The following is a 15451-nucleotide window of genomic DNA, read 5'->3' as shown; positions in this document are numbered from 1 at the left end:
GCCTTAAGTCTCCAGTTGGGGAAGGATACGATTAACTTTATCAAAAGTTTCCTGGTATTCGGCCGCTTCCGTGCTGTCCGCCACAATGCCGCCGCCTGCGGAGCAGTAAAGCCTGCCGTTTTCGGCGGTGAGCGTGCGGATGGTGATGCTGGTGTCCATATTGCCGCAGAAGCTGATATAGCCGATGCTGCCGCACCACGCGTTGCGACGGTCCGGCTCCAGCTCTTCAATAATTTCCATCGCCCGAACTTTAGGCGCGCCGGTAATCGAGCCGCCGGGGAAGCAGGCGCGCAGCAGATCGGTTGCCTGTAAAGAATCAGGAAGCTTAGCAGTAATCGTACTGACCAGATGGTGTACCGCCGGGAAGGGCTCGACGACAAACAGTTCCGGGACGCGCACGCTGCCGGGTACCGCCACGCGGCCAATGTCGTTGCGCAGCAGATCGACAATCATCAGGTTTTCAGCGCGATCCTTCGGCGAAGCGGCCAGCTTTTCCGCCTGCTTAGCATCTTCAGCAGGATCGCTCAGGCGCGGCAGCGTGCCTTTAATTGGCCTGGTCTGAATGTCCTTTCCCTCCAGCAAAATAAACCGCTCGGGGGAGAGGCTCAGGATCGTGCCTGTCGGTAAACGGATAAAGGCGCTGAACGGCGCGCGGTTGGCGTCATTGAGCTTTTTGAAAGCCTGCCACTCATCACCCGAGTAGGACGCGCTGAAACGCTGGGCGAGATTCACCTGATAACAGTCGCCGCTAAGAAGATATTCCTGTATTTGGCGGAATTTACGTCCATACTGCTCGCGCGTCATGTTTGATTGCCAGCCGGAGGTCAGGCGGAACGGCTCGCGGGCGGGCACGACAAGCGACTCCAGCCAGGCCAGACGAGCGGCAACATCGTTCCAGCACAGCAGGGTAAGCTGCTTTTTCTGGTGGTCGGCAATTAACGCCCAGTCATAAATTCCCACCGCCATGTCCGGCGTGTGGACAGAGGCTTGCGCCAGGCGCGGGATTTTTTCAAAATGTCGCCCCAGATCGTAGCCAAACAGCCCCAGCGCGCCGCCCACAAAGGGCAGGTCCGCCTGCGGCTGCGGCTTCACGCCATAACTTTCCAGCGCCTGCTGCAGTAAAGTCAGAGGATCCCCGTCGTGCTCCGTCCTGACGTCATCGACCGTTTTCGTCGTGCGCAGGCCGCAGGTTTCAAGCGTGACGCAGGGGCGGGCGACAAGAATATCAAAACGGTTGTGAGGATGGTCGGCGAACCCCGAATGCAGCAGCATGGCCCAGGGCTCATCTGACAGGGCGGCAAAATAGCGTTGCACGGCGTCCGGCTGCCAGGGAAGGGGATGTAAAGCGAGAGTCTTCAACGTCATTACCACAACCTGAAACGAAAGCTGCCCCGAACCCTGGGCAGCATGAATATAATTAACGTTAGCAATGTAACAGGAGTTTCCGATGATTTCAGGTTTACCAGCACTCTCTCACGAGCAGCAGCAGAAAGCCGTCGAGCGTATTCAGGAGCTGATGGCGCAGGGTATGAGCAGCGGCGAAGCTATCACCATCGTTGCGGCGGAAATCCGCGCTAATCACACAGGCGAAATGGTGGTTGCCCGTTTTGAGGACGAAGAGGACGAGGAAGAACAGACGCCGGAAGAGCAAACCGATTACGGCCACGGCCCGGACAGCGACCAGGAAGACGATTAACTTCTGGCGCTTATCCATCTCAGATAAAATGTCCGATATTAGGGGAAACCTGGGGTCAGGTTCCCGCAGGGACGCCTCACCCCAGGGTCGTCCCGGATATCTCGATCTGAAGTCAGAGCGGCATTAAACCGCCGCGATAATTTTAATTTCAATCTTATAGCGCGGGTTCATCAGCTGGGCCTGTACGGTGCAGCGTACCGGTGCCTGACCCGCCACAACCCACTCATCCCACGCTTTATTCATGGCCGCGAAGTCATTGCCGTCCGGCAAAAAGATGGTCACGTCCAGAATGCGGGTTTTATCGCTGTCCAGCTCGGCCAGCAGGGCGTCTATCTGTGCCAGCGTATTGGCGGTCTGCTCGTAGGCGTCCGCATCCAGATTTTCCGGCACGCCGGTGTAGTAAACGGTCTGGTTGTGGATGATCGCATCGGACATACGCGCTTCTGGTTTAATACGCACAAGACTCATGACATTTTCCTTATCTGCTTTTTAAAAGTGCCCAACAGTCTGCCATCAACAACCGCCCGCGGCTACCTGCTTGCTGGATTAACCGCGCTCGGGCTGACATAATCACTGGCAAAATATCCAGGGGGTAATGTGACGGACGATTTTGCAGCAGACGGCCAGCTCGCTTCAGCGATACCAGGCTTTAAACCACGCGAACCACAGCGTGAGATGGCTCATGCCGTCGCCAAAGCCATTAAAGACGGGCGCGAGCTGGTGGTTGAGGCAGGAACCGGCACGGGCAAAACCTATGCCTACCTGGCACCCGCGCTGCGCTCCGGCAAAAAAGTCATTATCTCTACCGGGTCGAAAGCGCTCCAGGACCAGCTCTACTCCAGAGACCTGCCGACCGTCGCGAAGGCGCTGGAATTTAAAGGGCGTCTGGCGCTGCTGAAAGGGCGCTCTAACTACCTCTGTATTGAGCGCCTCGAACAGCAGGCGCTGGCCGGAGGCGATCTGCCGGTGCAAACCCTGAGCGAGGTCGTCAAGCTGCGCGGCTGGGCCATCGAAGCCGTTGACGGCGACATCAGCACCTGCACCGACGTGGCGGAAGACTCCACCGTCTGGCCATTGGTCACCAGCACCAACGACAACTGCCTGGGGCAGGACTGCCCGATGTATAAAGACTGTTTCGTCGTTAAAGCACGTAAAAAGGCGATGGATGCCGACGTAGTCGTCGTTAACCACCACCTTTTCCTGGCCGACATGGTGGTCAAAGAGAGCGGTTTTGCGGAGCTGATCCCCGAGGCCGAAGTGATGATCTTCGATGAAGCCCACCAGATCCCGGATATCGCCAGCCAGTATTTCGGCCAGTCCGTCTCGAGCCGCCAACTGCTCGATTTAGCAAAAGATATCTCCATCGCCTACCGCACCGAGGTGCGCGATGCCCAGCAGCTGCAAAAAAGCGCCGACCGCCTGGCGCAAAGCACCCAGGATTTCCGCCTGCAGCTTGGCGACCCGGGCTATCGCGGCAACCTGCGCGAACTGCTCGCTCAGCCCGCTATTCAACGAGCCCTGCTGCTGCTCGACGATGCGCTGGAGCTTTGCTACGACGTCGCCAAACTCTCTCTGGGCAGATCGGCATTGCTTGACGCCGCGTTTGAGCGGGCGGTGATTTATCGCGGGCGCATCAAGCGTCTGAAAGACGTCAATCAGCCCGGCTACAGCTACTGGTACGAATGCAACTCGCGCAATTTCACGCTGGCGCTCACGCCGCTGTCTGTCGCCGATAAATTCAAAGAGGTGATTGCGCAGAAAAAAGGCACGTGGATATTCACCTCCGCGACGCTTTCGGTGAACGATCGGCTTAGCCACTTTACCGACCGTCTGGGCATTGATAACGCCGAGACGATGCTGCTGGTCAGCCCGTTTGACTACGCCACCCAGGCGCTGCTCTGCGTGCCGCGTGGCCTGCCGACGCCGAACCAGCCCCATGCGGCCCGCCATCTGGCAAAAATGCTCCAGCCGCTCATCGAGGCCAATAATGGCCGCTGCTTTATGCTTTGCACCTCGCACGCCATGATGCGTGAGCTGGCCGAGCAGTTCAGGGCTAACATGACCCTGCCGGTGCTGTTGCAGGGGGAGACCAGCAAAGGCCAGCTTCTGGAGCAGTTTGTCAGCGCCGGGAATGCCCTGCTGGTCGCAACCAGCAGCTTCTGGGAAGGGGTGGACGTACGGGGGGATGCGCTGTCGCTGGTTATTATCGACAAGCTGCCGTTTACCTCGCCGGACGATCCGCTGCTCAAAGCACGAATGGAAGACTGCCGCCTGCGGGGTGGAGAGCCCTTTGACGACGTACAGCTGCCAGACGCGGTGATTACCTTCAAGCAGGGCGTTGGCCGCCTGATTCGCGATGTAGACGATCGTGGCGTGCTGGTGATTTGCGATAACCGTCTGGTGATGCGCCCTTACGGTGCCGTCTTCCTGAACAGCCTGCCGCCGACGCCGCGCACGCGGGATATAAATCGGGCGGTCGAGTTTCTTAATACCCCTGCGGCGCGGTAATTTGTGCCAGGCTATGGTATGATGCGCGCCGATTTTTGACCTTATTTATTACCTTAGATTCTCGCCAGAGGTTGGCCAGTCCATGCGAATTTTAGCCATCGATACCGCGACAGAAGCCTGTTCGGTTGCCCTGTACAATGAAGGCACCTCCCGTGCCCATTTCGAGCTGTGCCCACGCGAGCATACCCAACGTATTTTGCCCCTGGTGCAGGACATCCTGAACCAGGGCGGCCTTGCCTTGTCCGAACTGAACGCGCTTGCCTACGGGCGAGGACCGGGCAGTTTTACCGGTGTACGTATCGGTATCGGTATTGCGCAGGGGCTGGCGCTGGGCGCGGAGCTGCCGCTTATCGGCGTATCAACCCTTGCCACCATGGCCCAGGGTGCATGGCGTCAGACGGGGGCAACCCGGGTGCTGGCCGCCATCGACGCCCGCATGGGTGAGGTCTACTGGGCTGAATATCAGCGCGACGAGCACGGCGTCTGGCACGGTGAAGAGACCGAAGCAGTGCTGAAACCAGAAGCGGTTGCCGAACGGTTGAAGCAGCTGGACGGCGAGTGGGCTACAGTCGGAACCGGCTGGCAGGCGTGGCCGGATATGGCGCTGAACAGTCATGTTATAGTGCGGGACGGTAAAACCACGCTTCCGGCAGCGGAAGACATGCTGCCGCTGGCGATCCAGGCATTTAACGCAGATCGTACGGTTGCCGTTGAGCACGCGGAACCTGTCTATCTGCGCAACGAAGTGACATGGAAGAAACTTCCCGGAAAAGAGTAATACGCCGCGTTGCCAGGCCGGTAACGTCGTTTAAGGAGATGGGGTATGGCTGATTGTAATGTCAGGAAATTCGGCGGAGCGCTAGCCGTCGTCGCGGCGCTGCTGCTTGGCGGCTGTGTAACGGTCCCGGACGCCATTAAAGGCACCAGTCCCACGCCTCAGCAGGATCTGGTGCGGGTGATGAATGCTCCGCAGCTGTATGTTGGTCAGGAGGCACGCTTCGGCGGGCGCGTGGTCAATATTGATAACCGCGAAGGCAAAACCCGCCTCGAAATCGCTACGGTCGGCCTCGATGAAGGCGCACGTCCTCAGCTTGGCGAACCGTCAAAAGGCCGCATTTATGCGGACGTTAACGGTTTCCTCGATCCGGTAGACTTCCGCGGGCAGCTGGTCACCGTAGTCGGACCTATTACCGGTACGATAGAAGGCAAAGTAGGGCAGACGCCGTATAAATTTATGGTGATGCAGGCGACGGGCTACAAGCGCTGGCGCGTAACCCAGCAGATTGTCATGCCGCCGCAGCCTATGGACCCCTGGTTCTGGGGCGGCCCTTATCCATATCGCGGCCATTATGGTATGTGGGGCGGCGCTGGGTGGTATGCCCCGGGCCCGGCACAGGTGCAAACCATCGTAACCGAATAACGCTTTGTTTTAGTTAGTTTTTCAGACAGCGGCTTTGCCGCTGTTTGTTTTTGTCCAGGACGGATGAAAAAAAAGAGTGATGCGCTTCGCAACCTTAAATCAGCTTAATTCTTAAACTGGTACGCTGAGTTAATATTATGTTAACGGCGTGTATCCTGATTGGGGTTGTGATGACGACAAATAATACATTCAGAGGTGAATCCTTGAAGAAGGTCTGGCTTAACCGCTACCCGGCCGACGTTGCGGCCGAGATAAATCCCGATCGTTATCAATCCCTGGTTGATATGTTTGAACAGGCCACGGCGCGCTACGCCGACCAGCCTGCGTTTGTGAACATGGGCGAGGTCATGACCTTCCGCAAGCTCGAAGAGCGCAGCCGTGCCTTTGCTGCCTACCTTCAGGAAGGGCTTGGGCTGCAAAAGGGCGACCGCGTGGCGCTGATGATGCCGAACCTGCTGCAATATCCAATAGCCCTGTTCGGCATTCTGCGTGCGGGCATGGTGGTGGTTAACGTCAATCCGCTTTATACCCCGCGCGAGCTGGAACATCAGCTTAACGACAGCGGCGCGAGCGCCATCGTCATCGTTTCGAACTTTGCCCATACCCTGGAAAAAGTGGTCGATAAGACCCAGGTGAAGCACGTTATTCTTACCCGCATGGGTGACCAGCTTTCGGCGGCAAAAGGCACGGTGGTGAACTTTGTCGTCAAATATATCAAGCGCCTGGTGCCGAAATATCATCTGCCGGACGCCATCTCCTTCCGCAGCGCGTTGCACAACGGCTACCGGATGCAGTACGTGAAGCCCGAAGTCATCTCAACCGATCTGGCCTTCCTGCAATACACCGGCGGAACCACGGGGGTGGCGAAAGGGGCGATGCTTACCCACCGCAACATGCTCGCCAACCTGGAGCAGGTGAGGGCGGCGTACAGCCCGCTGCTGTTCGAACGTAAAGAGCTGGTGGTCACGGCGCTGCCGCTCTACCACATCTTTGCGCTGACCATGAACTGCCTGCTGTTTATCGAGCTGGGCGGGCAAAACCTGTTAATCACCAACCCGCGCGATATTCCAGGCCTGGTCAAAGAGCTGGCTAAATACCCGTTTACGGCGATGACCGGCGTTAACACGCTGTTCAATGCCCTGCTTAATAACAAAGAGTTCCAGCAGCTCGACTTCTCCAGCCTGCATCTTTCGGCCGGGGGTGGGATGCCGGTACAGCACGCCGTGGCGGAACGCTGGGTAAAACTGACCGGCCGGTATCTGCTGGAGGGCTACGGCCTGACGGAGTGCGCGCCGCTGGTCAGCGCTAACCCGCATGATATCGATCGCCATACGGGCAGCATCGGCCTTCCCGTACCGTCCACCGAAGTAAAACTCATTGACGATGAAGGTAATGAAGTGCCGTCGGGGGAGCCGGGCGAACTGTGCGTCAAAGGCCCGCAGGTCATGCTGGGCTACTGGCAGCGCCCGGACGCCACGGACGAGATCATGCAGGACGGCTGGCTGCGCACGGGGGATATCGCAACGATGGATGAAGAGGGCTTCATGCGCATCGTCGATCGTAAAAAAGATATGATCCTGGTCTCCGGCTTTAACGTTTACCCGAACGAAATCGAAGACGTCGTGATGGAGCATCCCGGCGTGCTGGAAGTGGCCGCAGTTGGCGTACCGGGCGGGGCCGGTGGGGAAACCGTGAAGATCTTCGTGGTCAAAAAAGACCCGTCGCTGAGCGAAGAATCCCTGATCACTTTCTGCCGCCGCCACCTCACCGGCTACAAGGTGCCAAAGCTGGTGGAATTCCGCGATGAGCTGCCAAAATCCAACGTCGGTAAAATTTTACGACGAGAACTACGTGACGAAGCAGCTAAGGCCGATCAACAATAACGTCTGAGCTCCGAGTCAGCCGCAATAACGCCGGGTAACCGGCGTTTTTTTTGCGCAAACCTAAGAGAACCGAATTTGACATACCATATGATTACTACTGACGAGCAGCTCGCCGAAGTCTGCCACGCCGCTCGTCAGGTGTCCGCCCTGGCGCTGGACACCGAGTTCGTACGTACGCGCACATATTATCCGCAGCTTGGCCTGATCCAGCTGTACGACGGCGAGCAGGTATCGCTGATCGACCCGCTGACCATCAGCGACTGGTCACCGTTCAAGGCGCTGATTGCCGACACCAGCGTGATTAAATTCCTGCATGCCGGGAGCGAAGATCTTGAAGTCTTTCAGAATACCTTCGGTGCGCTGCCGGATCCGTTCATCGATACCCAGATCCTCGCCGCGTTTAGCGGGCGTCCCCTGTCCTGCGGCTTTGCCACCATCGTGGAGTCATTCACCGGCATCGCGCTCGACAAGAGCGAATCCCGCACCGACTGGCTGGCCCGTCCGCTGACCGAGCGCCAGTGTGAATATGCGGCGGCCGACGTGTTCTATCTGCTGCCCATCGCACACAAGCTCATGGAAGAAACCGAAGCGGCAGGTTGGATGAAGGCGGCGCTGGACGAATGCAACCTGATGGCAACCCGCCGCACGGAAGTGCTCGACCCGGAAGAAGCCTGGCGCGAAATCGGCAATGCCTGGCAGCTGCGCACCCGCCAGCTGGCCTGCCTGAAGAAGCTTGCTTCATGGCGGCTGCGCAAGGCGCGCGAGCGCGACATGGCGGTGAACTTTGTTGTCCGTGAAGAGAACCTGTGGCAGGTTGCGCGCTACATGCCAGGCTCGCTGGCGGAGCTGGACAAGCTCGGTCTGAGCGGCAGCGAAATTCGCTTCCATGGCAAGACGCTGGTGGCGCTGGTAGCCGAAGCGCAGGCCATCCCGGAAGAGCAGTGGCCCGCTCCGCTGAGCAACCTGGTCGATATGCCCGGCTACCGCAAAGTCTTTAAGGCGATAAAAGCATTAGTACAGGAAGTGAGTGAAACCAGCGGTTTAAGCGTGGAGCTGCTTGCCTCACGTCGACAAATTAACCAGCTGCTTAACTGGCACTGGAAATTAAAGACGCAGACGTCAACGCCGGAATTAGTCAGCGGCTGGCGCGGGGAATTATTAGGCGAGAAGTTAAAAACGCTGCTGGCGGATTATTAAATTGCCGTGAAGGCTGTATATAATTACAGGGTGCTTCGTTGCTTTAATAATAGTAAAGATTTGCTAAATAACGGCCAGGAAATAACTATTTTCGGCCGTCGTGGATAAAATAAACCCCCTGAACTCAGCAGGGGGGTTTTGTTTTTATCAGGCCGACTTTGGGGCTTCCTGCGTTTCTGGCAACGTGACGTTAAGTTCCAGAACGGAAATATCGTCGCCTTTTTGATCCAGCACGACGGTTAACATTTCCGGGTCGATCTGCACATATTTGCAAATCACTTCCAGGATATCGCGCTTTAGCTGCGGCAGGTAGTGAGGTTCACGGTCGCCGCGACGACGCTCGGCAACGATAATCTGCAGTCGCTCTTTCGCGATATTTGCGGTGTTCTTTTTCCGTGAGAGAAAAAAGTCTAGTAATGCCATAACTTATCCTCCGAACAGGCGTTTGAGGAAACCTTTCTTCTCTTCTTCAATGAAGCGGAAAGGACGTTCTTCTCCGAGAAGGCGTTCAACGGTATCTGCATAGGCCTGACCGGCGTCTGCTTCCGCATCGAGGATCACCGGCTCACCCTGGTTGGAGGCGCGCAGGACTGACTGATCTTCTGGGATCACGCCAACCAGCGGAATACGCAGAATTTCCAGCACGTCTTCCATGCTCAGCATGTCGCCACGGTTTACGCGGCCCGGGTTGTAGCGGGTCAGCAGCAGATGCTCTTTGATCGGGTCTTCGCCATTTTCAGCGCGACGGGATTTGGAAGAGAGGATGCCGAGGATGCGGTCGGAGTCACGTACGGAGGAGACTTCTGGGTTGGTGGTGATAATGGCTTCGTCTGCAAAATAGAGCGCCATTAACGCACCGGTTTCGATGCCGGCCGGGGAGTCACAAACGATAAACTCGAAGTCCATGTTTTTCAGGTCTTCGAGCACTTTCGCCACGCCTTCGCGCGTCAGTGCGTCTTTATCGCGCGTCTGCGAAGCGGGCAGGATATAGAGCTGCTCGGTGCGCTTATCACGAATCAAAGCCTGGTTTAACGTCGCATCGCCCTGAATCACGTTTACGAAATCGTACACCACGCGGCGTTCGCAGCCCATGATCAGATCCAGGTTACGCAGGCCGATGTCAAAATCGATAACGACAGTTTTTCTTCCCTTCTGGGCCAGCCCCGTAGCGATGGCCGCGCTGGACGTGGTCTTACCGACGCCCCCTTTACCCGATGTAACAACAATAATGCGTGCCATAAAGGATTTCCTTGTTAAAAGGGCTTAATTCAAAGGTTGAACGGAGAGCGCACCGCCCGCAAGACTCAGGCGTGCCGCTTTCCCATAATAGTCGGCTGGGATTTGGTCGCTCAGCCAGTATTCACCCGCTATTGAGACCAGCTCAGCTACCAGGTTTGTGCAAAATATTTGTGCATCACGGGAGCCATCGGCACCCGCCAGGGCACGGCCGCGCATCATGCCGTAGACATGGATGTTACCATCAGCGATAAGTTCCGCACCGGCGCTGACGTGATTAGTGACAATCAGGTCACAGTGTGGCGCATAAATGCGCTGACCGGAACGAACCGGGGTATCAATCAAACGCGTTTTTGTGATCGGCATTGCAACTGGTTCAATTACTGCAACCGGCTCGGGCGCAATGACCTTAGGCGTACGAGGGGCTTTCTCTTTGCCCTCCGATAAAAGCGGCAGGCCAGCACGTTCAATTTCTGCCTTTAACGCTTCGTCTTTACATCCGCTGATGCCGACGACGCGGAGACCAGTAGAAACCACCGCCTGCTGGACTTTCTTCCAGTTCACGGACCCATCGAGGCTGGCAACGTTAACCACTACCGGGGCATTTTTTAAAAAGGCAGGCGCCTGGGCAATTTTATCCTGCAGGGCCTGGCGAATAACCTCGGGTTGTGCATCATGTAAGTGAACCACTGACAAGGTAAAACTGCTGCCTTTTAACTCGATTGGCGTGTTTGACATCCTGGCCTTACTCAATTCAGTTTCAATCCCCACGGCTTGTGGGACGATATTCCGAAGTACATTAAGCATGGTATAGTCAGTGTTATATTCAGGCAAGCCACCATCCGGCGAAAATAGAGTAAAAAAAATGTTTTGTGTGATCTACCGAAGTAGTAAACGTGACCAGACATATCTTTATGTCGAAAAAAAAGACGATTTCTCCCGCGTGCCGGAAGAATTGATGAAAGGTTTCGGTCAGCCGACCCTGGCAATGATATTACCCCTTGATGGCAGTAAGAAACTGGCCAACGCTGACATTGATAAAGTTAAGCAAGCACTGACGGAAGAAGGCTATTATTTGCAGCTGCCGCCGCCCCCGGAAAGTTTGTTAAAAATGCATCTGGAGAAAGCTCCGAAAAAATAACTTTCGGACTAGTGGCAAATCTTTTCTATACCTAAAGGGTGAAGATAACTGTCGTAACCTCAGACTCATCCGAGAGGGTAGATGAAAAATTCAGCAATTTGTTTAACGGCCAGCACGCTATTTCTCGTCAGCTGTGCGGCAAAGTCCCCCAATGCGGAAGCCGTGGCGCCTGCCACGGCAGCTACTGCCGCTCAGCCTAAGGCTTCTTCCACCACCAGTTCATCGACTACGCTCGCCGCACAAGGCCGCGACCCGGCAGAATTTCCGGGCTATGTTGACCAGCTGAAGCAGCAGGCCAGAGCGCAGGGCATCAGCGATGCAACCATCAGCGCCGCCTTCGCCAACGTCCATTTTGTTGACCGGGTCATTAAATCCGACCAGAACCAGCTTGAGAAAAAGGTGACGCTCGATGATTACCTTTCTCGCGTCATAACCCAGGCGAAAATCGATCGGGCGCGGGAGCTCTATCAGCAGTATCAGCCGGAGCTGGCATCTGTCAGCGCGCAGACGGGCGTACAGGCTAACTATATCGTCGCCCTGTGGGCGATGGAGAGCCAGTTCGGCAAGATTCAGGGTAAGGAAGACATTGTCTCCGCGCTCTCAACCCTGGCCTTCGAGGGGCGACGCGAGGCCTTCTTCACGAAGGAGTTAATGGCATCGCTGAAAATTGTCGACTCGGGCCGCGCTTCGGCTGACCAGTTGAAAGGCTCGTGGGCGGGCGCTATGGGCCAGAACCAGTTCATGCCAAGCTCCTATCTGCGCTATGGCAAAGACGGCGACGGCGATGGCAAAATCGACATCTGGAATAACACCAGCGATGTCTTTGCCTCCACGGCCAACTACCTTGCCACGGAAGGGTGGCAGGCAGGCGGCAGCTGGGGCACGGAAGTGAAGCTTCCCGAAGGGTTTAATCCTGGATTAGCGGGGACGAAAACCGCGCAGGGTAAAACCGTGGCTCAGTGGCAGAAACTTGGCGTAACGCTCCCGGATGGCCTGCAGCTGCCGGCCTCTACGGAACGGGCATGGATTGTCACGCCGGACGATAACCAGGCGCGTTCATTCCTGGTCTACAACAATTTCCGTACCATCATGCGCTGGAACCGTTCGTACTACTTCGCGATAAGCATCGGCACCATGGCGGATGCCATCGTTAAGTAAACTCTCCCGCAATAAGAAACGGTCCCCGGTATCCACCGGGGATTTTTTTATCTAGTATCAGATGCAGTTAACGCAACGACGCAGAGGAAAGGCATGTATCAACATCATAACTGGCAGGGTGCGCTGCTGGATTTTCCGGTCAGCAAAGTAGTGTGCGTGGGCAGTAACTACGCGAAGCATATTAAAGAGATGGGCAGCGCAACGCCGGAAGAGCCGGTGCTGTTCATCAAGCCCGAGAGCGCGCTGTGCGATATTCGCCAGCCGCTGGCGCTGCCGCAGGGGCTGGGGTCGGTGCATCACGAAGTGGAACTTGCGATTCTGATTGGCGCAACGCTGAAACAGGCAACCGAAGAGCACGTAGCTAAGGCGATTGCCGGTTACGGGGTGGCGCTGGACCTTACACTGCGCGATTTACAGGGCAAGCTAAAAAAAGCCGGGCAGCCGTGGGAAAAAGCAAAAGGGTTCGATAACTCCTGTCCGATTTCAGGGTTCATTCCGGCCGCAGAGTTTACCGCCGATGCACAAAACACCGAGCTTTCCCTGAAGATTAACGGAGACATCCGCCAGCAGGGTTCTACTTCTGACATGATCCACAAGATCGCACCGCTGATTGCTTATATGAGCCGCTTCTTTACTCTAAGAGCCGGGGATGTGATCCTAACGGGTACGCCGGAGGGTGTTGGTCCGCTGGCAAGCGGTGACAACCTTGAGCTGAGCTTCGACGGCAAAAGCATCACCACCCGCGTATTATAAAGCCCGCGTACTATAATGAAATTTGCCGCCCGCGCGCGGCATTACTTGCATCTTTAACCCACAGCGTTTATAAGGTGCAGCTTATTTTTTAAATGCGGGCATCATCATGACACAGGCACCTTTCTGGCAGAGTAAAACCCTCGACGAGATGAGCGACACCGAGTGGGAATCACTTTGTGACGGCTGCGGCCAGTGCTGTCTGCATAAGCTGATGGACGAGGACACGGACGAAATCTACTTCACCAACGTCGCGTGCAAGCAGCTGAACATTAAGACCTGCCAGTGCAAGAATTACGCCCGTCGCTTCGACTACGAGCCAGACTGCATCAAGCTTACCCGTGACAATCTTCCCACTTTCGAATGGCTGCCGCACACCTGCGCGTACCGCCTGCTGGCGGAAGGAAAGGGGCTCCCTGAGTGGCACCCGCTGCTGACCGGCTCGAAGGCGGCCATGCACGGCGAACGCATTTCAGTGCGGCATATCGCCGTGAAAGAGTCGGAAGTGCAGGATTGGCAGGATCATATCCTGAACAAACCCGAGTGGGCTGATTGATTCGTTGATTTGAAAGGAGTTTTGTCTTACTGCGATATTGCCTGGGGCATCTGTGGGACATCTTCACTAAAATTGGCGTTCATAATGCTCATCTGATCGCCGTTGTTATCACTCATCCATTTTCCGTAAACGTTGTAAACCATCTGCGCTGAAGTGTGACCCATTTGTGAGGCGATAAAGTTCGGGTTGGCCCCCGCACTTAATGCCCAGCATGCAAATGTGTGTCTCGACTCGTAAGCTTTCCGGTGACGAATACCGGCGCGCTGCAGCATCAGATTCCACGTAGCACCAAATGACCCTGGCGCGTACCACTCTCCCCCGATCCCATTTCTTGCGGTAAGCTTCGGCACAAAGACAAAAGTGCATTCATCTGTTCGCGTTCTCCCAAACTCTCGCAGATGAACCTTTATCTTGTGTTGCTTCCCCATGCGGGTATAAGCCATCTGACTTTTCAGCGCCTGTATAGCCGGTTGGGTCAACATGATGGTCCTGTTACCGCACTCAGTTTTAGGCGGGGTAAAGTGGTCTTTAATTGCCAGATTGCGACTAACGGTTATCGTCCATTGCCTGGTATCTATATCCTCCCACGCCAGCGCGCTTATCTCACCGTGTCGCAATCCGGTGTTAACAGCGAGCACCCACAGATTACGTATTTGCTCAGCCGGTGCCGCATCAAGTAAGCGGCGGTATTCATCCTTACTGAGTGGGTCTGGTTCAGGCCTGCTCTTGCGAAGCGGATCAACACCCGTGAATGGGCTTTTATCGATGTACCCGTTATGAACGGCAAACTCCATCATCCCTGAAAGGCAGGCAAGGTAGACGTTGACTGTTCTTACCGTGCGTCCTTTTTTGGCAGACCGGTTCAGCTGATGCTTTCCGTTAACCTGATACCCGGTCAGCAACTCCATTCTCATGGTGAGAATGTCTTCATGTGTGATGGATGAGAGGAGCCGATCCGGCCCAAGCTCCTCAGTAGTTATCTTGATGTATGATTTGTACCTCCTGAATGCGTTCTCCGTTATCTCCATCCTCTTGAGCTCAAGCCACTTTGCAGAAATCGCCCCGAGCGTAATGTCTTGCCCGGTAATGCCGAACCTCTTAAGGTTTGGCGACTGCGGAAACTGAGCGGCATAATTAAACGTCCCTGTCTTTATTGCGAACCCGATAGATGTTCGTAACTCCCCGGCTATCTTCCTGTTCTTCGGCGTATCCTCTACGCCCAGCGACTCTCTTACCCTCTTACCTTTGTAGATGAACCACAGGCGCAACGTGCCGCCGTGATTCTCCACGCCAGTTGGATATTTGGACATGCGTACTTCCTCGTTGGTGAAAGGAGAGGGTATTTAAGCAGATTTCTGGCGGGGGATCGCCGGGCGTTGTCTCTCTACCCAGTTATCGACTTCATGTCGGTTGTATAAAATCGGGCTGTTATCACGCGGGTTACAGTCGCCGGAGTAGTGCCGGTACTCCCGACCTTCAAGCCAGGACTTCTCTCTGGCAGACTTGATCGCATTGTGCGTCAGGCCAGTTATCTGCTTCAAAACATCTTCGGATACCCACTTGTTGGGCACCAGTTGGATTACTTCACTCATGGTTTTCTCCAGGCAATAAAAAACCCCGGACTTAGCCGAGGTCGTTGGAATGTGGTTGGTTATTTGCGCGGCTTGCCCTGGTTATCAGACGGTGCCAGCGGAGCATTACGAAGCACGCTGGTAAGCATCTCAACAGCATCGGTGCGGTCCAACTGTAAAGGATTACTTGACGGTTGCGGGGCGGCGGCTAGCATTCTTTTCCATCTGATCGGGAAAGGTGGATGTTCCCACGGTAATCCAATGGCCTCGCTCATCTGGTATGTCGGTTCGATAGGCACCAAAGCGTAACCATCCGGAATTTCCGGAGAGTTGCC

17 protein-coding genes and 1 pseudogene are annotated in these 15451 nt (G+C 55.8%); 10 read left to right on the top strand and 8 right to left on the bottom strand.

The features are described 5' to 3' along the window. Positions 1-3: 3 nt before the first annotated feature. Complete coding sequence (pabB, locus tag AAE045_RS10575) at positions 4-1365, bottom strand: aminodeoxychorismate synthase component 1 (protein WP_455547692.1); 1362 nt, start codon at positions 1363-1365, stop codon at positions 4-6. 82 nt (positions 1366-1447) lie between these two features. Here pabB and AAE045_RS10570 point away from each other — a divergent pair, with 82 nt between their 5' ends. Next, entirely contained in the window at positions 1448-1696 is a 249-nt protein-coding gene (locus tag AAE045_RS10570; protein WP_455424724.1) for a YoaH family protein, read from the top strand. Positions 1697-1819: 123 nt separating this feature from the next. On the opposite strand, the gene AAE045_RS10565 is transcribed toward AAE045_RS10570, so the two are convergent. Further along, entirely contained in the window at positions 1820-2164 is a 345-nt protein-coding gene (locus tag AAE045_RS10565; RefSeq protein WP_455424723.1) for a RidA family protein, read from the bottom strand. Positions 2165-2293: 129 nt separating this feature from the next. Here AAE045_RS10565 and AAE045_RS10560 point away from each other — a divergent pair, with 129 nt between their 5' ends. The 5 genes from AAE045_RS10560 to rnd all read left to right on the top strand — a co-directional run bounded on the left by AAE045_RS10560 (position 2294) and on the right by rnd (position 8704). After that, complete coding sequence (locus AAE045_RS10560) at positions 2294-4204, top strand: ATP-dependent DNA helicase (protein WP_455547691.1); 1911 nt, start codon at positions 2294-2296, stop codon at positions 4202-4204. A gap of 82 nt (positions 4205-4286) precedes the next feature. Then, positions 4287-4982, top strand: a complete 696-nt coding sequence (gene tsaB, locus AAE045_RS10555; protein ID WP_455547690.1) for a tRNA (adenosine(37)-N6)-threonylcarbamoyltransferase complex dimerization subunit type 1 TsaB — start codon at positions 4287-4289, stop codon at positions 4980-4982. A gap of 45 nt (positions 4983-5027) precedes the next feature. Then, a complete protein-coding gene (locus AAE045_RS10550; protein WP_455547689.1) occupies positions 5028-5624 on the top strand; it encodes a Slp/YeaY family lipoprotein in 597 nt (198 codons plus the stop codon). A gap of 203 nt (positions 5625-5827) precedes the next feature. Then, positions 5828-7507, top strand: coding sequence for a long-chain-fatty-acid--CoA ligase FadD (fadD, locus tag AAE045_RS10545; protein WP_455547688.1), 1680 nt, complete (start codon positions 5828-5830; stop codon positions 7505-7507). A gap of 87 nt (positions 7508-7594) precedes the next feature. Continuing rightward, on the top strand, positions 7595-8704 hold the full coding sequence (gene rnd, locus AAE045_RS10540) for a ribonuclease D (protein ID WP_455547687.1): 1110 nt from the start codon (positions 7595-7597) through the stop codon (positions 8702-8704). Positions 8705-8851: 147 nt separating this feature from the next. Here rnd and minE read toward each other — a convergent pair whose 3' ends face one another. The 3 genes from minE to minC are packed head-to-tail and all read right to left on the bottom strand — an operon-like array spanning position 8852 to position 10678. Continuing rightward, positions 8852-9127 (bottom strand): cell division topological specificity factor MinE, encoded by a 276-nt coding sequence (gene minE / locus AAE045_RS10535; RefSeq protein WP_455547686.1) that lies wholly within the window; start codon positions 9125-9127, stop codon positions 8852-8854. Positions 9128-9130: 3 nt separating this feature from the next. Then, entirely contained in the window at positions 9131-9943 is an 813-nt protein-coding gene (minD, locus tag AAE045_RS10530; protein WP_435945358.1) for a septum site-determining protein MinD, read from the bottom strand. Between the two features lie 24 nt (positions 9944-9967). Next, entirely contained in the window at positions 9968-10678 is a 711-nt protein-coding gene (gene minC / locus AAE045_RS10525; protein WP_455548049.1) for a septum site-determining protein MinC, read from the bottom strand. Between the two features lie 127 nt (positions 10679-10805). On the opposite strand from minC, the gene AAE045_RS10520 reads away from it, so the two are divergent. The 4 genes from AAE045_RS10520 to AAE045_RS10505 all read left to right on the top strand — a co-directional run bounded on the left by AAE045_RS10520 (position 10806) and on the right by AAE045_RS10505 (position 13545). Continuing rightward, positions 10806-11081 carry a YcgL domain-containing protein gene (locus AAE045_RS10520; protein WP_455548048.1) on the top strand — a complete coding sequence of 92 codons (276 nt, stop codon included), beginning with the start codon at positions 10806-10808 and terminating at the stop codon, positions 11079-11081. An 81-nt stretch (positions 11082-11162) separates the two neighbouring features. Next, positions 11163-12239 carry a lytic murein transglycosylase gene (locus tag AAE045_RS10515; protein WP_455547685.1) on the top strand — a complete coding sequence of 359 codons (1077 nt, stop codon included), beginning with the start codon at positions 11163-11165 and terminating at the stop codon, positions 12237-12239. Positions 12240-12332: 93 nt separating this feature from the next. After that, positions 12333-12992, top strand: a complete 660-nt coding sequence (locus AAE045_RS10510; RefSeq protein ID WP_455547684.1) for a fumarylacetoacetate hydrolase family protein — start codon at positions 12333-12335, stop codon at positions 12990-12992. A gap of 106 nt (positions 12993-13098) precedes the next feature. Then, positions 13099-13545 (top strand): YcgN family cysteine cluster protein, encoded by a 447-nt coding sequence (locus AAE045_RS10505; RefSeq protein WP_455424712.1) that lies wholly within the window; start codon positions 13099-13101, stop codon positions 13543-13545. Positions 13546-13571: 26 nt separating this feature from the next. Here the strand turns inward: AAE045_RS10505 and AAE045_RS10500 are convergent, their stop codons facing one another. From AAE045_RS10500 to AAE045_RS10490, 3 genes and pseudogenes are all read right to left on the bottom strand, one after another. Next, a complete protein-coding gene (locus AAE045_RS10500; protein WP_455547683.1) occupies positions 13572-14855 on the bottom strand; it encodes an Arm DNA-binding domain-containing protein in 1284 nt (427 codons plus the stop codon). 33 nt (positions 14856-14888) lie between these two features. Next, a complete protein-coding gene (xisR, locus tag AAE045_RS10495) occupies positions 14889-15137 on the bottom strand; it encodes an excisionase family protein (protein ID WP_455547682.1) in 249 nt (82 codons plus the stop codon). 59 nt (positions 15138-15196) lie between these two features. Beyond that, a pseudogene (locus AAE045_RS10490) lies at positions 15197-15451 on the bottom strand (hypothetical protein); the annotation flags it as partial.

Source organism: Dryocola clanedunensis (assembly GCF_038405435.1).
Taxonomy (GTDB): domain Bacteria; phylum Pseudomonadota; class Gammaproteobacteria; order Enterobacterales; family Enterobacteriaceae; genus Dryocola; species Dryocola clanedunensis_A.
Note: the sequence above shows the minus strand (reverse complement) of the source record. Positions and strands in the feature narration are given on the sequence as shown.